Raw genomic sequence first — 21,142 nt, 5'->3', positions numbered from 1 at the left:
AGGTATCGAAACCCTCGGCCACGTTGATCGCCATCACGAGGTCGGTCTGGACGTCCTGACCGACAGTGAATGCCGTGTAACCGGTTACTGCAAATCCAGCTCTTTTGTAAAATGCGATCGCCCGGGCGTTTTGCTCGAATACAGTCAACTCCAAACGGGTTTCGCCGCGTTGCCTAGCCTCGTTCAGAACGGTCTCCAAGAGTTCGGTCGCCAATCCACGGCCTCTCCAATCGGCGTCGACATAAATGCGATTGAGAAAGGCCGACCGATAATTGACCGAACCGAAAATGACGTGCGCGTATCCGATGATGCAGTCGTCAAATGTCGCCAGGAACACTGCGGCGGCGGGATCGCTGATCTCCGCGGCCTGATGTTCGACGCTAAAATTCTTCTCGATGTGAGCGTCGATGTCGGACGTCGCTGTGTCTTTATCGTAGGTATCGCGAAATAGGTGCGCCGCAAATTGCGCCAGGGGTTCGGCCTGCGATAACTCGGCGCGTCTGATCACGAAAGGTTCTGTCAACGGTATGTCCTCCAATCCTTGTGATCACGCCACGCTCCGTACTGTAGCTCGTTTTGCTGCGTTCATAAGCAGCCTGCAATTCCAGACCTCGCCCGAGTGCGAAGACGCCTACTCGCGGGTTGCCTGCCGTGCGCCTGCTCTGATCCCGTGTTTTTGCATGGCAGCGCTGATATTCCATCGCTTGTTGAAGGCCATGCGGAGGCACATATGTGAGCAGTCAATCATAAAGAAAAGCGAGAAAGAAAATGTCATTCCGTAAGTCCATCCGCGACGGTTTCCTTGGTCGTGCCTTTGCAATGATCGGTGCTGCGAATGCTGCGAGCGCTGCCGTCGAAGCTGGCCGCCGGCCGAAGGGACGCGATTTGCGCGAACTCGGCATCGATCCGAGCATGTTCGGCAGAATCAACCACTGAGTCGGTTTGCGCTCTTTGACCGCGACTTTGGCGTCCGATCAGATATGAATAGCCCGCAACCTATGAACTGACCCCCGAAAGTTGGACAACAACCTTCGGGGGTTTTGCATGTCCAAGCACAGCGAAGCTTTTAAGCGATCTGTTGTGGAGTTTTATCAAACGGGTGAGCGAGGCGCTCGCGAAGTAGGCCGGCATTTCGGGGTAGATCATGCCACGGTTCGTAAATGGGCGGCGAGTTACGCGGCGCACGGACCCTTAGGTCTGGCGAAGAAATTCAGCCACTACGATGCAGCATTCAAGCTGTCGGTTCTCCAGCGGATGTGGGAGGATGGTCTTTCCTACCGTCAGACGGCGGCGTTGTTCGACATCCGCAACAAGAGTAGCCTGGTGGATTGGGAGCGCCGCTATAAGACTGGCGGTATTGATGCCTTGAGCCCGCGTCGCAAAGGAAGGCCCCGATCAATGCCCGAGCCGCAGAAACAACCGGACGCTTCACGCAGCGATGATAAGAAGAGCCGGGAGGAGTTGCTGGCGGAGCTGACCTATCTGCGGATGGAGAACGCCTACCTAAAAAAACTCGATGCCTTAACGCTGGAGCAAGCAGCGCTCAAAAAGCGCAAGTCATCCAAGCGTTAAGGCCATTCTATCCCATTGATAGCTTGCTGAAGCTTTCGGGCCTTTCCCGTAGCACGTTTTATTATCGGCAAAAGGTGTCGGCGCTTTGCGACAAGCATGCTGCGCTGAAGGACCGAATCAAGGCCGTCTTCCACGCTCACAAGGGCCGCTATGGCTATCGACGCGTGACTGCAGAGATCCGCCAGGAGGGGCACAGGGTCAATCACAAGACGGTGCAGCATCTGATGGTCAAGCTGGGACTGAAATCGCTGGTCAGACCAAAGAAATATCGCTCCTACAAGGGCAGCGTCGGGCGCACAGCTCCCGATCTGATTAAACGGCAGTTCAGCGCACAGGCGGTCAATCAGAAATGGGTGACGGATGTCACCGAGTTTAACGTCGGGGGTGAGAAGCTCTATCTCTCGCCGGTTATGGACTTGTTCAACGGAGAGATCATTGCTTTTGAAACCGCAAGACGGCCCGTCTTCAAGCTGGTGGAAGGGATGTTGAGCAAGGCGTTGAACCAGCTAGGCAACAATGACAAACCGATCCTGCATTCTGACCAGGGATGGCATTACCAGATGCCCGCATATCAGCAGAAACTGAAAGAACACGGCATCCAACAGAGCATGTCACGCAAAGGCAACTGCCTCGACAACGCGGCAATGGAGAGCTTCTTCGCAACCCTCAAGTCCGAGCTCTTCTACCCCAATCGTTTCGAAAGCACCCAGAGCCTGAAGAACGGCATCAACGACTATATCCACTATTACAATCATCAGCGCATCAAGCTGAGACTGAAAGGACTGAGTCCTGTGCAATACAGAACTCAGTCCCTTGTATCATAGCCCAGCAACTGTCCAACTTTATGGGGTCAGTTCACTATGGTGGCGGGCTTTATTTTGCCGTGATGAAGGGAATTAGGCGTGCTGTTCTTTGTGCGCCTCGGCGCGTTCTTCTGCCTTTTCCTTCTTGTTGTAGCGAATGGACGACCAAAGCGAGATGCCGATCAGGGCCGCGCCGCCAAGGCCAGTGATCACCTCGGGGATATGGAACACCGTCTGAACGTACATAATCACCGAGAGGATCAGGATCGCGTAGAAGGCGCCGTGCTCGAGATAGCGATATTCGGCAAGCGTTCCCTTTTCGACGAGCATGATCGTCATCGAACGCACGTACATGGCGCCAATGCCGAGGCCGATCGCGATGACGAAGAGGTTCTGCGTCAGCGCGAAAGCGCCGATAACGCCGTCGAAGGAAAAGCTGGCATCCAGCACTTCGAGATAGATGAAGGCACCGAGCCCGCCCCTGGCGGCAGCGCTCATCGTCCGTTGCGAAGCATCGAGCAGGCCGCCGATCACCTCGACCGCCAGGAAGGTGAGAAGACCATAGATGGCGCAATGCACGAATGTGATGGCTTCTTCCTCGCCGAGGAATGACGAGAACACAAGGACCAGCGCCAGAACGAAGGCGATCTCAATACCCTTGATCGTGGCCGAGCGGGCCATGAGCTTTTCGAGCCCTGAGATCCAGTGGACGTCCTTCTCATGATTGAAGAAGTAGTTGAGGCCGACCATCATCAAGAAGGTGCCGCCGAAGGCAGCGATCGGCAAGTGCGCGTCACTCATGATCCGGGCGTATTCCGCAGGCTCCCGGGCGGCGAGCACCAGAGCGTCCCACGGGCCGATCTTGGCGGCGATCGCGACGATTGCGAGCGGGAAGACGATACGCATTCCAAAGACGGCAATGACGATGCCCCAAGTCAGGAAGCGATGCTGCCAGACCGGCGTCATTTCCTTGAGTTTGTTGGCATTGACGATGGCATTGTCGAAGGAGAGCGAAATTTCCAGCACGGCGAGCACCGTGCAGATGAAGAAGACGGTCGCCATGCCGCCGATGGTGCCGGTCGTCTGCCAACCAAGCGCCGCGCCCAGAACGAGGCCGAGGATGGTGACGATGAAAGCCCAGCGGAAATAGCTGAGCGTCGGTTTTTGCTCGGAACTGTTGGTCATGGCTGCACCTCGCAGCCACGAACGGGGTCGAACTGAGAATATGTGCGTGGAAAACACCACATACCACAAAGAGCATGCGCGTGAGGCATGGTGAGCTTTTGCATCGATGAAAAATCCGCCGGCTAGCTGCAGGCGGTACCGACATCACGAGAGCGCCGTAATAACTCTCGCCAGAGGGGCCCGGCACCAAGTTGACCCATCGGCCGATGTCCGAGGCCGTGGGATAGAGCGAAGGTAGTGAACTTGCCTTGCCAGTCAAGTCGGCGCGACGCGCTTTTTGTTTTATTTGGAACCATCCATGCACCGCCGTCGTTAGAACCTGAATAGGAGGCCGACATGCACCCCTTGACCCACACCCCCGACAAACGCACCGAAAAGTCAGACCGGATGAAACGGGCGCGCCCCAACCGCATGCAGAAGGCACAAGTACTCCCCCCGCATCATGTCGATCTAACCCTGCCGCACGGCGTGTTCGATGACGTCCACGTTCCCGCCCACGTAACCGGCGGCGATCTTTCCAAGGGAGGGCCGAAGCCGGCCGGGGAGGACGATTCTACGCTTGCCAAGCCACGTCGTTGATCTGCGACTGCAATCTACCTTCGTTTGCGACAATCGGTGAGAAAAATGAAAACGACTTTGGTGCCGCACGATATTTACATGAAACATGAGATCGAGTGGCAGGCGCTTCGGGCGGCCGCCGATAGTCAGATAGATCTCGAGAGAATCGAAATCACGAACTCCCTGGGCGCCCGTTGGGACCGGCCGGCGCGCGTTAGGCCGGAAACCACGTCTTCCGCGACCTAGCTTTAAGGCTTTTTGCTTTTTTGTTTGTATCATCACGCCTGTGCCAGAAATGACGCGGCCGCCAACCTTTCGGAAAGGATTGCCCGGCGATAATCCGTACACTCACGGGAAACGGATAGATGGCAAAGACTGCGACACGCCGGCGAACATCATCAGTACGATCGAAGGGAAGGGGAGGCGGCAGTGCTCTTCCCTGGGCGATCATCGGCGTCATTGCCGTTGGTGGCATTGCGACTTACGACAACTGGAAGAGCGTAAAGCCGATGCTTTCTGCACATGCGCCAGCCTCCGTTTCCTTGCCAGCCCCCGTTGTGCGGAGCGAACTCGCACGCGATTCCAGCCCAAAGCAGACCGCCTCGATCACCGCAGGCCGCATGATCCCGCCTGCCGCCGTGCCCATTCCGGCCAAGGCACCTGCCGTCCCGGAGAAAGCGATCCCAGCCTCCATCTCGCCGGCGCAAGCGCAGACCGGAAAGGCAGCCTTTGGCTATTGCGGGCAGGGTGAGCACATCAACTGCGTCGCCGATGGAGGCACGTTCTGGTACAAGGGCGAAAAGATCGCGATCGCCGATGTCCTAAGCCCCGGCATCGAGACGGCCCGCTGCGACAGCGAAAAGCGGTTGGGTTTCGCCGCCAAGCTGCGGCTCCTGAACATCCTGAATTCCGGACCCTTCTCGATGAACCCGGCCGGGCAGCCTGGCAAGGCCGGCGCACCGCATGTCGTGTCGCGCGATGGCCGGTCGATCGGCGTGCAGATGATTAACGAGGGCTTGGCCCGCAAACCCGGCGTCAGCGGCGCCTGGTGCGCCTGAGCGTACCTCCCACCTGCCGACGTGCGTCTACTTCCGCTGAGGCGCCTTGCCGTCTGTGCGGAAGCTGCCAATAAAGGCAGTGTCCTTGCTTTCGGCCGTGCATTCGATATCAACCGGCTTACCGCTGTACGGGTTGCCTATCGTGCAGGTGCCAGCAACCTTCACCTGACCTGTCATCTTCTGGCCGACGCCCGTCACCACGAGGTTGAGCGGCATGCGGGCGTTGCCGTTGGAGGCTGGTTTGATGGCCGTGCCGTCGCCCTGGAAGCCCAGCATCTTGCCGCCGGACGTAAAGATGAAGGTGACCTGGCCGTTCACCAGCGTTACGCTCGCCAGTTCGGCTTCGCAGCCCTTCGTTGCGTCGACCTTGCCGACGACAAGTTTGGCGCACTTGCCGGCAAGCGTCAGTGCGCCGGGCGCGCCAGGGAAGTTTTGTGAGGCGGCGTCCGCTGTCGCGGTCAGTGTCGCGGCGAGCAGTGAAGCAGCGGCCAAAGTTGCCAGTCTCATGTTTTTACCTCGTGGTGCGTATCTTAGTGCTGTTTGCCGGCAGCGACTTGCCATTGTTCTGTGTTCGAAATTGGTCGGTGGCACTTTCAACTCCGGCAAGCCGCAAAGAAAAATCGAACGAGATCGGACGATGATCTCCGGGTACATCGGCCTCTGTATGGACTTCATCTGCATGCGGTGAAATGACGCTTGGGAAAAGCCATTGCGAGCGATAGCTACACCTTTGTCTGGCAACGAGTCCGCCAGTCTAAGATGGAGGAATGCGATGATCAGGAAAATCGCTCTGAGTGTTGCTATCCTGGCATTCGGCGTCGCTCCGGCGCTCGCCGCAAGCAGCCACCGCTACTATGTCGAGCATGCTCCGAACAGCAACAAGTGCAGCGTTGTTTCGAAGCGTCCCGACGGCAAGGCCGCGATGGCCGTCGGTGGTGCCTACAAGACAAAGGCACTCGCCGAGTCGGCAATGAAGTCTGCAGCAGCGTGCATGTAATATAGCTCACTCGGTCCCAACTGAACAAAGCGCCCGCTGGGTCGGGCGCGCTGGGACCGCTTTGGCATGTCGTCAGTCGCCCACGAGCGCGCAAGCGATTGCGCGCTCGGCGGGAGCTGATTTGTCGGTTCGCTGAAAGCGAGTATAGTGGTTTTCCCTATTTCGGGAAAGGTAACATGTGCGCTGCGTTTAGGCTCACCATTCATGCTTCGATGTTGGCCGCGGCGCTGTTGCTGGCATCGGCAGCATTCTCTGCCGGCGCACTGAACGTCGATGCGCGTTCTTACACCTGCAGCCAAATTTCGCAGATTATCAGGCAGAACAAGAAGGTGTTCGTCCGCTCGGGCTTCGGCGGCAGCAGCTTCCGCTATCCGCCTGCCAAATGCGGCCTGGGCTATGCGCGCACTAACGCCAGTTTCCGGGACGCGACGGGCAGGCAATGCGTCCTTGACTACGCCTGCGTTTACGACGGCGGATCGTTTTATAACAACCCGTAACGCGACAGAAGACTGCCATTCGTTTCTTGCCCCGCAGGCGCCGCGCAGGCCAATGCTTGAGCCGGCGCTGGAAACGAGAAAAGGCTTAGCGATTTCTCGCTAAGCCTTTGAATTCGAATGGTGGGCGTGACAAGGATCGAACTTGTGACCCCTACGATGTCAACGTAGTGCTCTCCCGCTGAGCTACACGCCCATCCGATGGCGGCGCATAGACCACAAACCGTTTTTGTCGTCAATAGACTTTTTTCGGTTTTGTGGCACGCACTGCCGGAAGCCCTATGCGGCAAGCATTTTGTTCACTTCCTCAACGAGGTCGCGAAGGTGGAACGGCTTGGAAAGAACCTTCGCGTCCTTCGGCGCCTTCGAATCAGGGTTCAGTGCGACAGCCGCGAATCCGGTGATGAACATCACCTTCAGGTCCGGATCGAGTTCCGTGGCGCGGCGCGCCAGTTCGATTCCGTCCATTTCGGGCATGACGATATCGGTCAGGAGCAGCGAGAAGGGTTCTTCGCGAAGCCTGTCATAGGCGCTGGCACCGTTGTCGTAAGAGAGGACCTTGTAGCCTGCCTTTTCAAGCGCCTTCACAAGGAAGCGGCGCATGTCGTTGTCGTCTTCTGCAAGAAGTATCTTCTGAGTCATTATCCAGACCGCTAATCAGTAATTTATGCGTGGGGCTCCAGCCAATTACACTAGAAGTCGGCCAGTAAACAACCGGTGAAGAGGCTGTCTGGCGCGTCATCCCCATGAGATAGTATGGACTTGCGGTGCGGCAACTGGCAACATGGGCGAAGCAGTCGCCTCCTGGCATGGTAAAGAGGGAACAAGGTGCACGAAATCCCCGAATACGCACTTTTCGAGATCCGGGAGCCTTTGTCGCACGCTATTCCATTCGTCTACAACTCGCCGCACAGCGGGCGCATCTATCCTCCCGACTTCATCGCCCAGTCACGGCTTGAGGGCGTTTCCATCCGTCGCTCCGAGGACCACTATGTCGATGAATTGTTTGCCGATGCGAGCGCGCTCGGGGCACCACTCCTGCTCGCCAACTTTCCGCGCGCCTACCTCGACGTCAATCGCGAACCCTACGAGCTCGATCCGCGCATGTTCGACGGTCTGCTGCCGCCCTATGCCAACATCAATTCGCTGCGCGTCGCAGGTGGGCTTGGCACCATTCCGCGCATCGTTGCCGAGAACATGGAAATCTACGCCCGTCGTCTGTCGGTGCAGGAAGGGCTCGATCGCATCGAGGCCGTCTATAAGCCATATCATGCGGCGCTGCGGCGACTGATCGCGCGCACACATGTCCAGTTCGGCTTCGGTGTGCTGATCGATTGCCACTCGATGCCGGGCAATGTCCGCGTCGCCGGCACCAATGCTCGCCCCGATTTCATCATCGGCGATCGCTATGGCACTAGTGCTTCGGCGGAACTGTCGCGCGCGGCTGTCGCGATTTTCGAGGAAATGGGCTTTACGGCGATCCGCAACAAACCTTATGCTGGCGGATTCATCACCGAGCATTACGGCCGCCCGTCACGCGGGCTGCATGCTCTGCAGATTGAAGTGAACCGATCGATCTATGTCGATGAGATCACGCTGGAGAAGCGCGCCGACTTCGCGTTGATTGCAGGGGCGATCACCGCCTTTATGCGTCAGATGGCAGACTATGTGGCGCAATTCGCGACCGACTCTGCCCTGGCTGCCGAGTAGCAGCGAATTCAAAAAAAGACCGCCTCGCGGCGGCCTAAGTCTAGGGAGGAAACACCCAAGGAGGGTATTTACAGTCAGAAGACTGTGAGTAAGTACTACTATTGCAGTGCACAATTGTCAATCAAAATTTTGCGGTGCAAAAATAATGTGCGGAAGCCTGAAGGCTGCCGCTCTCATTTGCAACTCGCCGCAATTCCGCTATGAAAAGCGCCATTCGCGCGCCACTGATGGATTTCACCATGCTTCCTGATCGCTCGTTCTTCATTCGCCTGGCGGAGGCCGCAAAGGCCGAGACGCTGCCGCGTTTTCGCTCCGGGCTTGATGTGACCAACAAGCTGTCGAGCGGCTTCGATCCTGTCACCGAGGGCGACAGAGCGGCGGAAGTCGCCATTCGGGCACTGATCGAGGAGCATTTTCCAGATCACGGCATTCTTGGTGAGGAACACGGCGATGTCGGTCTCGACCGCGAATACGTTTGGGTGATCGACCCGATCGATGGCACGCGCGCATTTATATCAGGCGTGCCTGTCTGGGGGACGCTGATCGGTCTGCAGCGCGACGGCCGGGCCATTATGGGAATGATCGAGCAGCCTTTCACCGGCGAGCGCTACTTCGCGGATGCGAATGGTTCTATTTACAGCGGCCCGGAGGGGGAGCGCCGGCTGCAGGTGCGCGATTGCGGCGCTCTTGCAAACGCCATTCTTTTCACCACCTCACCGCATCTCTTTACGGGCGCCGAGATGGAAAAATACCGGGAAGTCGAAAGCCAGGTGAGGCTCTTCCGGTATGGCACGGACTGCTATGCCTATGCGCTGCTCGCCGCCGGCCACGTTGACCTGGTGATCGAAAACAGCTTGAAGCCGTATGATGTCGGCGGCATCATTCCCGTCATCGAGAATGCCGGCGGGATCATCACGACCTGGGATGGCGGGCGCCCGGAAAACGGCGGCTCGATCATTGCAGCCGGCAGCCATGCCGTCTACGAACAGGCGATGGCCATTCTCAATCGGTAGTATCCGACGCCATTTTCCGCGATCTTTCCTTGAGCCGAGCTAGGTGCCAAATCCTTCGACTTCCTCGACAGCCTCGGCGTCGCTGCCCGGGACGAACGCGTGAAAGGCTGCGAGCGCTGCCTTGCGGTAGACATCGCGCTCCTGCAGCACTTCATGCCGCGCACCATTGATCGGCACGAACTGGGCGGCACGGAAATAGCGCGAGATGCGCTCCTGCGCGATATAGGGCACGATGGCGTCGCGGGTCGGTGCGATGACGACCGTCGGTATGGTGATCGAAAACAGATGACTGGGAGAGGTCACGCGATCGATCGTCTGGAAGGAGTCGTGCAGCCAGCGCGCGGTCGGCGGACCAAGGGTCAGTTCCGGATGAGCCGTAGCAACGGCGACGTTTCGTTCGAACCGAGTCTCGTCCGACGTCAGGGGATTGTCGCGGAAAGGCAGCTCTTTGAGGCGCCGCGTTAGCGGAAACGACCCGAGACCAAGCGAACAGGCGACCCCGGCGAGGGCGCGGATCGTGCCTTCCGACGCTGCCTGACCCGAGAGTCCAATAAAGGGCGCCGTCAAGACCATTCGCTCGATGCGTGTCGAGAGATACGGGGCAGCCGACATTGCAATCAGCGCGCCGGTCGAATGCGCGAGTATGAAGAAGGGTAGGCGGGTATCCGGCAGTACGACCTTCTCGAGGAACGTGTCGAGGTCGTGCTCGTAGTCGATAAAGCGCCGGACATGGCCGTACGAGCCCTTCTTCAGCAGCCGGTCGGAGCCGCCCTGGCCACGCAGATCGAATGTCGCGACCCAGAGACCCTTAGCCGTCAGGTCACGGATCGTCTCGAAATACTTTTCGATATATTCGTTTCGCCCCTGGAGGAGCACGACGGTGCCCTTCGCCACGGGCGCATCGGCGCGGAAAACGGCATAGCGCAGCCGATGGCCGTCATGAGTGTCGAAGAAGCCGTCGGTGCGGTTTTCGGGTGCAGGATTATCGGGGGTCGAAAAAAGGACCTGTTCCATGGTCGATCGATCGTGTCCTTCGCGGATTCGCATATGGAGTAAAGCGGATAGGCGATCGCCGTGTCAAATCAAAGAAAAAGCTTCGGCAAACGGTGATGGATCTCAAGTTGAGCTTCGTTGCCGCCTTGCAACCCATGAATCCGACGGCGTCGTTTGCTTACGCCCTTTTCGGTACGGTTCAGCGCTATTCTGCGAAGTTCAACGCAGTGCAACTTATTATAACATGGAGCGGTGTTACTCTTTTCAAAGGACGCCAGAATGTCATCCACGGAAGATCCGAAGCTGCCACGCAATACCGCCCGAAGACATTTTCTAGGTGTGGCCGCAGCTGCCGGGGCGCGGCTCGCCAGCGTCTCGGCTCTGGCGGCGGCAGTTTCCAAGTCTCCCGCGAACGCGATTGGCCGGCGTTGGGGGCGGGGACACTCGGGCGGAGGCGGGAACGGCTCCGGTGGGCACGCGGGTTCTGGTGGCGGCGGCGGCAACGGCGGCGCGCAGTGTTTCCTGCGCGGGACGGCGATCCTCACGGACTGCGGCGAAAAGCGTGTTGAGGAGCTTCGGATTGGCGATCGCGTTGCGCTTCCGGATGGAGATGCCCGCCCGATCAAATGGGTTGGCCGCCAAGTGTTCAAGAAAAGTGGTGCACCTTGGCATGAAAGCGTCGTGCCGATCAGAGTCTCGCGCCATGCGCTGGATAGCCGCACACCGCATTCCGATCTCTACCTATCGCCGGGCCATGCGTTGTTCCTGAATGGCGTTCTCATCCGCGTGAAGGATCTGGTGAACGGCACGACGATTGCGCCGATCGTTCCTGTGGGCGATAAATCGATCGAGTACTACGCCATCCTGCTCAACACGCACGAAGTCATTCTTGCTGAAGGTGCCGCGGCCGAGACTTTCCATCCTTCGGACAGCAATCACGAGAACTTCGCGAATTTTGCTGAATACAAACGTCTTTGTGCGGTCGAGGCGCACACCGCGATGACATCCTATGCCACCGTCCTCGGTGAGGAAGGCGGCTGGAAGCATTTAAAGGCGCTTATTCTGCTTGGCGCTTCGCCCTTGTTTCCGACGCGCGATCCATTCGAGGACGCCTGTGAGCAGATCAACGAGCGCGCCAAGTAGCTGTCGGCCTGACGAACCGCCCGCTTTTCTCGTCTTCGAACTCGACAACAAAAAAGACCGGCATGCGGAACCTGAGGGATTTCGCGATGCCGGTTGGAGATCGGGCTGAAGACGAAGGGACGATACACTCCAGCCATCGGGCCAGTGTCACCCGATGGCATGATTCCTACTCCCCCGCGCATGAACGGCTCCCGAACCCGCCGTTCATATCAGGTTCACGCCGTCTGAGTTCGCTCCCGAGCAGGTCTTGAACTGCGCAGAAACCATCCCCACATCCTCCCTGCAGGCGCCAAACGGGCCTGCCGAACCGTCCCGAAGCTGCCGAGTAAGGGGTTTTTGGGGCATCATCGCAACACGTCGCTTCCTCAGGAGGACATCATGCGTCACGTAGACTTCTCTCCCCTTTATCGCTCCACCGTCGGTTTCGACCGTCTCTTCACGATGCTCGACAGTCTCGGTCAGCCTGACCAGGGGCAGACCTATCCGCCCTACAACATCGAGCGTACCGGTGAGAACACCTACCGTATCACAATGGCCGTTGCCGGTTTCGATGAGACCGAAATTTCAATCGAGGCGCAGGCCCACGCTCTGACTGTCAAGGGTGAAAAGAGCGAAGACAAAGCGGAAGGTAGCGAGTTCCTCTATCGCGGCATCGCCAAGCGCGCCTTTGAGCGCCGCTTCCAGCTTGCCGACCATGTCGAGGTTACCGCCGCTTCGCTGAAGAACGGTCTGCTCCATATCGACCTGCTTCGCAGCATTCCGGAAGCCATGAAGCCGCGCAAGATCGCGATCGCGGCTGAGCCGGTCAGCGCGCCGAAGGCCATCGAAGCGCAGGTCGCCAACTAATCGGTCCTCCCAGGCCAGAATGCAGGCGGCGCTCATCCGAGCGTCGCCTTTTTATTGTCCGGTGTCAGGCCGGGCTTGCCGCTTCTTCGGCTTCCTCTTCCGTGATGCGGTGCGCTGTCTTGGCCGCATATTTTTGCGCGATGACGGCGCAGACCATCAGCTGGATCTGGTGAAACATCATCAGCGGCAGCACGATCGCGCCGACCGATTGCCCGGCGAAGATGACACTGGCCATCGGAGCGCCGCTCGCAAGGCTCTTCTTAGAGCCGCAGAAGGTGATGGTGATCTCGTCGGCCTTGTTGAAGCCCAGCAGACGGCTGCCATACATGGTGAAGCAGAGTACGAAGGCGAGGAGCACGGTGTTGGCGATGATGACCGCAGCGATGTCGCTGACGGAGAATGTGTGCCACAACCCCTCGACGACCGCCTTGCTGAAGGCGAGATAGACGACCATCAGGATTGAGCCGCGGTCGACGGGCATCAGCAACGTCTTCTTGGCGCGGATCCAGTTGCCGATCCACGGCTGCAGCACCTGGCCGACAACGAAGGGCAGCAACAGCTGCAAGAGAATCTGTCCGAGCACGTTCCATGAGAAGCCGCCATGACCGCCGACGGAGAAGAGCAGTCCGACGAGCAGAGGCGTCAAGAACATGCCCAAGATGTTCGATGCCGATGCCGAGCAGATGGCGGCCGGTACGTTGCCGCCCGCCATCGAGGTGAAGGCAATCGAGGATTGTACAGTCGACGGCAGGACGCTCAAATAGAGGATCCCGAGATAGAGCGATTTCGGCAAGATCCATTCCGGCAGGAAGCCGAGGCTAAGGCCGAGTATCGGAAAGAGGCCGAACGTCGTCAGCAGGATCGCGAGATGCAGCCGCCAGTGGAGCATGCCGGCGATCACGACGTCACGTGACAGGCGCGCGCCGTGCAGGAAAAAGAGGAGGGCGATCGCCAGATTCGTGGCTATCCCGAAATAGTCCGCAAATGTGCCCTGAGCAGGCAGCAACGAGGCGAGAATAACCGTGCAGACCAGCAAGATCGTGAACGTATCGGGCAGAAAGCGGCGCATGTCGGAACTCATCGGGTCAGTAGATCATTCGTGTTTCTTCCATTATGATATAGGATGCAAGAAATAACAGTTATCACGCTTCGAGATAGATCGTGCTTGACCTTACCCAATTGCGCAGCTTCGTGACCGTCGAGCAGATGGGAAGCTTTACGCTGGCCGCGGAGCGGCTGGGTCTTGGGCAATCGACCGTCAGCCAGCACATCCAGCGGCTGGAAAGTGCGGTCGGCCGACGATTGCTGGCGCGAGATACCCACAAGGTGGTGCTGACGACGGACGGCGAAGCGCTACTCAGCCACGCTCGGGCGATGCTGGCAATCGAAGCGCAGGTGCAATCTCAATTCAAGGGGAAGGACCTGCGCGGCAACCTGCGGCTTGGCGTGTCTGAGGATTTCGTGACCAGTCAGCTTCCGGCGGTGCTGGAGGATTTCGTACGTTCGCACCCCTCGGTCGATCTTCAGCTGACGGTGGCACTTTCCGGAACGCTTTACGAGATGCAGGACAATGGCGAGATCGACCTCGTGCTGGCGAAGCGCCGGCTGGGTGATGCGCGCGGGCGGCTGGTCTACCGTGAGCCGCTCGTCTGGCTGGCGCGTGACCCGGATCATGTGCTGAGCAGCGGGCCACTGCCGCTGATTGCCTTCCCGCCGCCGAGCATTACTCGCAGCATTTCCCTCGAGGCGCTGGGCCGAAGCCAGATCACCTGGCGGATCGTCTGCACCTGCGGCAGCCTCAGCGGGCTGACCGCGGCCGCGCGGGCCGGCATGGGCGTGCTGGTGCAGCCGCGTAGCATGGTGCCATCAGGTCTGAAGGAAATCGGGAGGGACAGACTGCCCGTTCTCGAGGACGTGGAATTTGTTCTGGTGCCTCGCAAGGGCGCCGACCGGGCGCTGGTTTCGGCCCTGTCGGAAGACATCCTCGCCAAGGTGCGGAACCTGAGATCTGCCTGAAGGTGTGGCGAATCCCAAGCACCAGGGATGGATAGCGAAAGGTTAAGCCGCCTTGCTGCATCTTAAGCGACCATCAACCCTTTAATTTAGGACTCTGGTCAGGTTCGAAGCCTAATTTGTCCTAGCCTATGGTCGATCTTCGGGGCAAGGAGAACGGACCGATGACGTATGGAGTACTCTTCGTATCCGGGTTGATTGCCTGTTTGATGCTGATTGTCGTGGCGGGGCATGACGCAAAAACGACGGATGACGGCAAGCCACAATCCGCCGTGACGGGCCATCAGAATTGAGCCTGAGAACTCAGCTGGCGAGGCAGTCCAGGAAACCATCGACATCTGCATCGTCAGTCGCAAAACTGGTGACGAGGCGGATCAGCGTTTCACTCGGGCCGACGAGCTCGGGGGTCGCTGGCGGCACCGGCCATTCATAGAACTTCGCACCCCTTTCCACTGCCGTTTTCGCGGCTCTTTTTGGGATCACGGCGAAGACCTCGTTGGCAGACGTCGGCCATGCAAGCCGCGATGCGTTGCTCGCGATGATGCCGGCTCGCAGACGATCGGACATGCCGTTCGCATGGCGGGCAAGATCGAGCCAGAGATCGTTCTCGAAATAGGCTTCGAACTGGGCCGCGATGAAGCGCGACTTCGAGAACAACTGGGCGGCGCGTTTGCGGATGAAGGGCATCTCATTTGCCTGCGCCGGATTGAAGAAGACGATCGCTTCCGCGCACCAGCAGCCGTTCTTCGTGCCACCGAAGGACAGCATGTCGATGCCACGCTTCCAGGTCATCTCGGCCGGGCTGACGCCGAGAGAGACGAGTGCATTGGCAAAGCGGGCGCCGTCCATGTGGAGGGACAGCTTGTCCTTCTGGGCGATTGCCGCGATCTTGTCGATCTCAGCCAGCGTATAGACTGTGCCGGCTTCCGTCGCCTGAGTGATCGTCACAGCCGTTGCGCGCCCGTGTTGCACGGCCGTCTGGGGGAAAGCCGTGATTTTCACCCTAAGCTTCTCCGGATCGATCTTTCCTTCCGCGCCTGGAACGCCAAGCAGGCGAGCGCCGCTGAAGAAGTCGGGTGCGCCGCATTCGTCGGCAATCACATGCGCTTCGGAATGGCAAAAGGTGATGCCGCCCGGTCGCTGGACGCTCGCAAGGGAAAGCGAGTTCGCTGCCGTGCCAGTGCCGACGAAAAGGACCGTGACTTCACGCTCGAAGACTTCGGCAAAGCGCCGCTCGACATGTCGATCGAGCGCGCTTGCGCCATAGGCCGCGGCAAAGCCGTCGGATTCCCTGAACAAACGTTCAGCGATGGATCGATGGGCGCCTGCCCAGTTGTCAGATGCGAAATACATGAAAGGGACCACGTGGGATGCAATGGGATGGGGTTCGGGCGCGACCTTACGCCATCACCTCAGCCCGTCAAAGAGGGGGCCTGGAATCCATCACACAAATTGATTGCGGTAATCAATAAACAAAATAATGCCCAGTTGCGTAATTTTATGTCTTGCGGATAGTTATTCCGGCAAGATTAGATCGCAAACCGCCGATTTTTTGAATCTGCACTCTTGCGCAGGCAGCACGTTTCTGCCATAGATCAAGTGAATTAGGACAGGGTTGCTGTCCTATTTGGCCGCAATGGCCGAAGAGGCGCCAAAAAACCTTACACTCGTGGGGTTTCACGCTATAGTTCTTCAAGTGCGGGCGAATGCCCGTGTGCGGGGGCGGATGGCAGGCGCAGGAGCGCACGGTTGCTTTCCCCTGGAGAGCCTGCCGCCGGCGACCGGATCTTCGATAATGCAACAGCGCTGTCACGCGCCGAACCTAGGATCAGGGACGGCGCGCGACCAAGAAGCCGCCCGCAGCCGCGAGGGCTCTGACAGGAGGGAAAGATGACGAAGACGCCATCCACGGGTTTTGACCAGTTCGCAGCAGCAACGACGCGCGCGACGGCCAATGCGCGTAAATTCGCCTCCGGTCTGCCGCGAAAACAGGGGCTCTACGACCCCCGTAACGAACATGATGCTTGTGGCGTCGGCTTTGTCGCCCATATGAAGGGCCAGAAGTCGCACCAGATCGTTAAGGACGGTCTCTTCATACTCGAGAACCTGACGCACCGGGGTGCCGTTGGCGCCGACCCGCTGATGGGCGATGGTGCCGGTATTCTCGTGCAGATCCCCGATCGCTTCTTTCGTGAGGAAATGGCCAAGCAAGGTATCACTCTGCCGAAGGTCGGCGAGTACGGCATGGGCCACATCTTTATGCCGCGCGACGAAAAGCAGATCGCGCATTTCAAAAAGGTGATCCAGGACGTCGTCACCGAAGAAGGTCAAGTGTTCCTTGGCTTCCGTGATGTGCCCGTCGACAACTCGTCGCTTTCGAAGGCGCCTGAGATTGCTGCCACCGAGCCGCATCACGTGCAGGTCTTTATCGGCGCGGGCAAGGATGCCGCGACGAACGACGAGTTCGAGCGCAGGCTGTTTACGCTGCGCAAGGTGATCTCCAATCGCATCTACGACGAGTTTGACGGCGAGGAGAGCAATTTCTATCCAGTGTCGCTGTCGTCGGCGACGGTCGTCTACAAGGGCATGTTTCTCGCCTATCAGGTCGGCGCCTATTACCGGGATCTGTCCGACCCGCGTTTCGAAACCGCGGTCGCCCTCGTGCACCAGCGCTTCTCGACCAACACCTTCCCCTCGTGGAAGCTGGCGCACCCTTACCGCATGGTGGCCCACAACGGCGAAATCAACACGCTGCGCTCCAACGTCAACTGGATGGCGGCGCGTCAGGCTTCCGTGTCGTCGCCGCTCTTCGGTGACGACATCTCCAAGCTCTGGCCGATCTCCTACGAAGGCCAGTCGGACACGGCCTGTTTCGACAACGCGCTCGAGTTCCTCGTGCGCGGTGGCTACTCCATGGCACATGCCGTGATGATGCTGATCCCGGAAGCCTGGGCGGGCAACCAGTCGATGGCGGCCGACCGCAAGGCATTCTACGAATACCACGCTGCTCTGATGGAGCCCTGGGACGGACCGGCGGCTGTCGCTTTCACCGACGGCAAGCAGATCGGCGCGACGCTAGACCGGAACGGCCTGCGTCCGGCACGCTACCTCGTCACCAGCGACGATCGCGTCATTCTCGCTTCGGAAGCCGGCACGCTGCCGGTGGCTGAAGAGGATATCGTGCAGAAGTGGCGCCTGCAGCCGGGCAAGATGCTGTTGATCGACATGGAGAAGGGCCGCATCGTTTCCGACGAGGAAGTGAAGTCCGAGCTCGCGACCAAGCATCCCTACCGGGACTGGCTGGATCGCACGCAGCTGATCCTTGAAGACCTGAAGCCGGTCGAGCCGCGTGCCCTGCGCCGCGACGTGTCGCTGCTCAACCGCCAGCAGGCATTCGGCTACACCACCGAAGACACCAAGATCCTGATGTCACCGATGGCGACGACGGGTCAGGAAGCCGTCGGCTCGATGGGCACCGATACGCCGATCTCCGCGATGTCGGAAAAGTCGAAGCTGCTCTATACCTATTTCAAGCAGAACTTCGCGCAGGTCACCAACCCGCCGATCGACCCGATCCGCGAAGAGCTCGTCATGAGCCTCGTTTCGTTCATCGGGCCGCGTCCGAACATTCTCGATCATACCGGCATGGCGAACGCCAAGCGCCTGGAAGTGCGTCAGCCGATCCTGACCAACGGCGATCTCGAAAAGATCCGCTCTATTGGTCACACGGAAGACCGCTTCGACACCAAGACGCTCGACTTCACTTATGATGTCGAGCGGGGCGCCGAAGGCATGCCCGAAATGCTCGATCGTCTCTGTGAGCGCGCAGAAGCAGCGGTCAGGGGCGGCTATAACATCATCGTGCTCTCCGACCGCCAGATCGGACCGGATCGTATCGCGATCCCGGCACTGCTGGCGACCGCTGCCGTTCACCATCACCTGATCCGCAAGGGCCTGCGTACCTCGGTCGGCCTCGTGGTCGAGACCGGCGAGCCGCGCGAAGTCCATCACTTCTGCCTGCTCGCCGGCTATGGCGCCGAAGCGATCAACCCTTATCTTGCCTTCGATACGCTGCTCGACATGCATGCCAAAGGCGAGTTCCCGAAGGAGGTCGACGCCAACGAAGTCGTCTACCGCTACATCAAGGCGGTCGGCAAAGGCATCCTCAAGGTCATGTCGAAGATGGGCATTTCGACCTATCAGTCCTATTGCGGTGGCCAGATCTTCGACGCGATCGGATTGCAGCAGGAGCTGGTCGACAAGTACTTCTTCGGTACTGCAACCATGATCGAAGGCGTCGATCTAAAGGCGATCGCCGAAGAGACTGTTGCCCGTCACACTTCTGCCTTCGGCAAGGACCCGCTGCTGGCGACGACGCTCGATATCGGCGGAGAATATGCCTTCCGCATGCGCGGCGAGAGCCATGCCTGGACACCCGATGCCGTGGCCACGCTGCAGCACGCCGTTCGCGGCAATGCCGAAGACCGCTACCGCGAGTTCGCCGAGATGGTGAACACCTCGGCCCTGCGCATGAACACGATCCGCGGGCTCTTCAACATCAAGAGCGCCGAGCAGCTTGGCCGCAACCCGGTTTCGGTCGACCAGGTCGAGCCGGCCGCCGAGATCGTCAAGCGTTTCTCGACGGGTGCCATGTCCTTCGGTTCGATCTCCCGTGAAGCCCATACGACGCTGGCGATTGCGATGAACAAGATCGGCGGTAAGTCCAACACCGGCGAAGGCGGCGAAGAATCAGACCGTTACATGCCGCTGCCGGACGGTTCATCGAACCCGGAACGCTCGGCGATCAAGCAGATCGCATCAGGACGCTTTGGTGTCACGACCGAATATCTCGTCAACGCCGACATGCTGCAGATCAAGGTGGCTCAAGGTGCAAAGCCCGGCGAAGGCGGGCAGTTGCCCGGGCACAAGGTCGATGCGACGGTTGCCAAGACCCGTCACTCGACGCCAGGTGTCGGCCTGATCTCGCCGCCGCCGCATCACGACATCTATTCGATCGAAGATCTGGCGCAGCTGATTTACGATCTGAAGAACGTCAATCCCACGTCTGACGTGTCGGTCAAGCTCGTCTCGGAAGTCGGCGTCGGCACGGTTGCCGCCGGTGTTGCCAAGGCACGCGCCGATCACATCACGGTCTCCGGTTTCGACGGTGGCACCGGCGCATCGCCGCTGACCTCGCTGAAGCATGCTGGCAGCCCGTGGGAAATCGGCCTTGCCGAAACCCAGCAGACGCTTGTGCTGAACGGCCTGCGTTCGCGCATCGCGCTGCAGGTCGATGGTGGTTTGAAGACCGGTCGCGATGTCATCATCGGGGCGCTTCTCGGCGCCGACGAATTCGGCTTCGCGACCGCGCCGCTGATCGCTGCTGGCTGCATCATGATGCGAAAGTGCCACCTGAACACCTGTCCTGTAGGCGTTGCCACGCAGGATCCGGTTCTGCGCAAGCGTTTCAAGGGCACGCCGGAGCACGTGGTCAACTACTTCTTCTTCGTCGCCAACGAAGTGCGCGAAATCCTGGCTTCGCTCGGGTTCACCAAGCTCGATGACATCATCGGCGCTTCGGAGCTGCTCGAGAAGGACGAGATGCTGGCGCATTGGAAGTCCAAGGGTCTCGACTTCAGCCGCATCTTCCACAAGGTCGAGGCGCCGAAGGATTCGACCTACTGGACATCACGCCAGAAGCACCCCATCGACGACATTCTCGACCGCAAACTTATTGCGGAAGCCGAAGCGGCATTGTCTTCGAAGGCGCCTGTGTCCTTCGAAGTCGAAATCAAGAACGTCGACCGTTCGGCGGGCGCGATGCTGTCGGGGGAAGTAGCCAAGCGCTACAACCACCGCGGGCTCAAGGACGACACGATCAACGTGACGCTCAAGGGCACGGCCGGCCAGTCGTTCGGCGCGTTCCTCGCACGCGGTATCACCTTCAACCTGATCGGCGACGGCAACGACTATGTCGGTAAGGGTCTGTCCGGCGGCAAGATCATCGTTCGCCCACCTGAGAATTCGAAAATCGTCGCGGAAGAGTCGATCATCGTTGGCAATACCGTTCTCTACGGTGCGACCGAAGGCGAGTGCTACTTCCGCGGTGTCGCGGGCGAGCGCTTCGCCGTCCGCAACTCGGGTGCGATCGCCATCGTCGAAGGCGTGGGTGACCACGGCTGCGAGTACATGACAGGTGGTGTCGTTGTCGTGCTCGGCTCGACAGGTCGCAACTTCGCAGCCGGCATGTCCGGTGGTGTCGCTTACGTGCTCGATGAGGCCGGCGATTTCGCCAAGCGCTGCAATATGGCCATGGTCGAGCTCGAGCCGGTTCCGGAAGAGGACGACATGCTCGAGAAGCTGCATCATCACGGCGGCGACCTCATGCACAAGGGACGCGTTGACGTCTCCGGTGACATGACGCGTCACGACGAGGAGCGCCTCTACCAGTTGATTTCCAACCATCTGCACTACACGGGCTCTACTCGCGCCAAGCAGATCCTGGACAACTGGGCCGATTACCGTCCGAAGTTCCGCAAGGTCATGCCGGTCGAGTACCGCCGGGCCCTGGAAGAAATGGAACGCGCCCGCATGGGAATTGCGGCGGAGTAAATACGCTTACTTCCGTTGCGCTGGCGAAGGCCAGCGCGCCGGATGACCGAAATATCTCAATGACCCACGGATCGGCAGCAGCCTCAGGCAGCGCAGACGCGTGGATCGCACTCAGGGGATATGCTTGATGACGGTCGAAAGCAGC

The 21,142-nt window shown here is 59.3% G+C and carries 21 protein-coding genes and 1 tRNA gene; 14 read left to right on the top strand and 8 right to left on the bottom strand.

Annotated elements, in window-relative coordinates; all coding sequences use genetic code 11:
- A partial coding sequence (locus BN77_RS01120) for a GNAT family N-acetyltransferase (protein WP_244426157.1) occupies positions 1-523 on the bottom strand: 523 nt, incomplete at its 3' end.
- A 245-nt stretch (positions 524-768) separates the two neighbouring features.
- Here BN77_RS01120 and BN77_RS34000 point away from each other — a divergent pair.
- Both BN77_RS34000 and BN77_RS31800 read left to right on the top strand, forming a co-directional pair.
- The gene (locus BN77_RS34000) at positions 769-936 is read left to right on the top strand and encodes a hypothetical protein (protein WP_007527585.1); all 168 of its coding nucleotides are present in this window, start codon (positions 769-771) and stop codon (positions 934-936) included.
- A 108-nt stretch (positions 937-1,044) separates the two neighbouring features.
- Positions 1,045-2,396 (top strand): IS3 family transposase gene (locus BN77_RS31800; RefSeq protein ID WP_425280162.1). Its coding sequence is split into 2 segments (ribosomal slippage): positions 1,045-1,516 and positions 1,516-2,396, totalling 1,353 coding nucleotides; the frame shifts between segments, so codons are not numbered across the junction.
- Between the two features lie 72 nt (positions 2,397-2,468).
- On the opposite strand, the gene BN77_RS01105 is transcribed toward BN77_RS31800, so the two are convergent.
- The gene (locus tag BN77_RS01105) at positions 2,469-3,560 is read right to left on the bottom strand and encodes a DUF475 domain-containing protein (protein ID WP_007527579.1); all 1,092 of its coding nucleotides are present in this window, start codon (positions 3,558-3,560) and stop codon (positions 2,469-2,471) included.
- Between the two features lie 336 nt (positions 3,561-3,896).
- Here BN77_RS01105 and BN77_RS01100 point away from each other — a divergent pair, with 336 nt between their 5' ends.
- The 3 genes from BN77_RS01100 to BN77_RS01090 all read left to right on the top strand — a co-directional run bounded on the left by BN77_RS01100 (position 3,897) and on the right by BN77_RS01090 (position 5,176).
- Positions 3,897-4,139, top strand: coding sequence for a hypothetical protein (locus tag BN77_RS01100; RefSeq protein WP_007527577.1), 243 nt, complete (start codon positions 3,897-3,899; stop codon positions 4,137-4,139).
- 45 nt (positions 4,140-4,184) lie between these two features.
- The gene (locus BN77_RS01095; RefSeq protein ID WP_007527574.1) at positions 4,185-4,364 is read left to right on the top strand and encodes a hypothetical protein; all 180 of its coding nucleotides are present in this window, start codon (positions 4,185-4,187) and stop codon (positions 4,362-4,364) included.
- A 119-nt stretch (positions 4,365-4,483) separates the two neighbouring features.
- A complete protein-coding gene (locus tag BN77_RS01090) occupies positions 4,484-5,176 on the top strand; it encodes a hypothetical protein (protein WP_007527572.1) in 693 nt (230 codons plus the stop codon).
- Positions 5,177-5,203: 27 nt separating this feature from the next.
- Here BN77_RS01090 and BN77_RS01085 read toward each other — a convergent pair whose 3' ends face one another.
- Positions 5,204-5,683, bottom strand: a complete 480-nt coding sequence (locus BN77_RS01085) for a hypothetical protein (RefSeq protein ID WP_007527571.1) — start codon at positions 5,681-5,683, stop codon at positions 5,204-5,206.
- A gap of 265 nt (positions 5,684-5,948) precedes the next feature.
- Here BN77_RS01085 and BN77_RS01080 point away from each other — a divergent pair, with 265 nt between their 5' ends.
- A complete protein-coding gene (locus tag BN77_RS01080) occupies positions 5,949-6,173 on the top strand; it encodes a hypothetical protein (protein WP_007527569.1) in 225 nt (74 codons plus the stop codon).
- 200 nt (positions 6,174-6,373) lie between these two features.
- Positions 6,374-6,670, top strand: coding sequence for a hypothetical protein (locus BN77_RS01075; RefSeq protein WP_040677496.1), 297 nt, complete (start codon positions 6,374-6,376; stop codon positions 6,668-6,670).
- 118 nt (positions 6,671-6,788) lie between these two features.
- On the opposite strand, the gene BN77_RS01070 is transcribed toward BN77_RS01075, so the two are convergent.
- Both BN77_RS01070 and cpdR1 read right to left on the bottom strand, forming a co-directional pair.
- Positions 6,789-6,863: transfer RNA gene (locus BN77_RS01070), tRNA-Val, on the bottom strand.
- An 83-nt stretch (positions 6,864-6,946) separates the two neighbouring features.
- On the bottom strand, positions 6,947-7,309 hold the full coding sequence (cpdR1, locus tag BN77_RS01065; protein ID WP_007527565.1) for a response regulator CpdR1: 363 nt from the start codon (positions 7,307-7,309) through the stop codon (positions 6,947-6,949).
- A gap of 186 nt (positions 7,310-7,495) precedes the next feature.
- Between cpdR1 and BN77_RS01060 the strand changes: the two genes are divergently transcribed.
- Positions 7,496-8,377, top strand: a complete 882-nt coding sequence (locus tag BN77_RS01060; protein ID WP_007527562.1) for an N-formylglutamate amidohydrolase — start codon at positions 7,496-7,498, stop codon at positions 8,375-8,377.
- 239 nt (positions 8,378-8,616) lie between these two features.
- Positions 8,617-9,390 (top strand): histidinol-phosphatase, encoded by a 774-nt coding sequence (gene hisN / locus BN77_RS01055; RefSeq protein WP_007527560.1) that lies wholly within the window; start codon positions 8,617-8,619, stop codon positions 9,388-9,390.
- Positions 9,391-9,429: 39 nt separating this feature from the next.
- Here the strand turns inward: hisN and BN77_RS01050 are convergent, their stop codons facing one another.
- Positions 9,430-10,404 carry an alpha/beta fold hydrolase gene (locus BN77_RS01050; RefSeq protein WP_007527558.1) on the bottom strand — a complete coding sequence of 325 codons (975 nt, stop codon included), beginning with the start codon at positions 10,402-10,404 and terminating at the stop codon, positions 9,430-9,432.
- 258 nt (positions 10,405-10,662) lie between these two features.
- Here BN77_RS01050 and BN77_RS01045 point away from each other — a divergent pair, with 258 nt between their 5' ends.
- Both BN77_RS01045 and BN77_RS01040 read left to right on the top strand, forming a co-directional pair.
- On the top strand, positions 10,663-11,526 hold the full coding sequence (locus BN77_RS01045; RefSeq protein ID WP_007527556.1) for a Hint domain-containing protein: 864 nt from the start codon (positions 10,663-10,665) through the stop codon (positions 11,524-11,526).
- 378 nt (positions 11,527-11,904) lie between these two features.
- Positions 11,905-12,372: an Hsp20 family protein gene (locus tag BN77_RS01040; RefSeq protein ID WP_007527554.1), complete on the top strand. Its 468-nt coding sequence runs from the start codon at positions 11,905-11,907 to the stop codon at positions 12,370-12,372.
- Between the two features lie 64 nt (positions 12,373-12,436).
- Here the strand turns inward: BN77_RS01040 and BN77_RS01035 are convergent, their stop codons facing one another.
- Entirely contained in the window at positions 12,437-13,441 is a 1,005-nt protein-coding gene (locus BN77_RS01035; protein WP_040677494.1) for a bile acid:sodium symporter family protein, read from the bottom strand.
- A 92-nt stretch (positions 13,442-13,533) separates the two neighbouring features.
- Between BN77_RS01035 and BN77_RS01030 the strand changes: the two genes are divergently transcribed.
- Positions 13,534-14,388, top strand: a complete 855-nt coding sequence (locus BN77_RS01030; protein WP_007527550.1) for a LysR family transcriptional regulator — start codon at positions 13,534-13,536, stop codon at positions 14,386-14,388.
- A gap of 161 nt (positions 14,389-14,549) precedes the next feature.
- Positions 14,550-14,678 (top strand): hypothetical protein, encoded by a 129-nt coding sequence (locus BN77_RS35495; RefSeq protein WP_280109900.1) that lies wholly within the window; start codon positions 14,550-14,552, stop codon positions 14,676-14,678.
- Between the two features lie 10 nt (positions 14,679-14,688).
- Here the strand turns inward: BN77_RS35495 and BN77_RS01025 are convergent, their stop codons facing one another.
- Entirely contained in the window at positions 14,689-15,738 is a 1,050-nt protein-coding gene (locus BN77_RS01025; protein ID WP_007527547.1) for a threonine aldolase family protein, read from the bottom strand.
- A gap of 537 nt (positions 15,739-16,275) precedes the next feature.
- Between BN77_RS01025 and gltB the strand changes: the two genes are divergently transcribed.
- Positions 16,276-20,997 carry a glutamate synthase large subunit gene (gltB, locus tag BN77_RS01020; RefSeq protein WP_007527545.1) on the top strand — a complete coding sequence of 1,574 codons (4,722 nt, stop codon included), beginning with the start codon at positions 16,276-16,278 and terminating at the stop codon, positions 20,995-20,997.
- Positions 20,998-21,142 lie beyond the last annotated feature (145 nt).

The organism is Rhizobium mesoamericanum STM3625 (assembly GCF_000312665.1).
Classification (GTDB): Bacteria; Pseudomonadota; Alphaproteobacteria; order Rhizobiales; family Rhizobiaceae; genus Rhizobium; species Rhizobium mesoamericanum.
The sequence above is the reverse complement of the archived record's forward strand: the minus strand, read 5'-3'. Positions and strand labels throughout refer to the sequence as shown.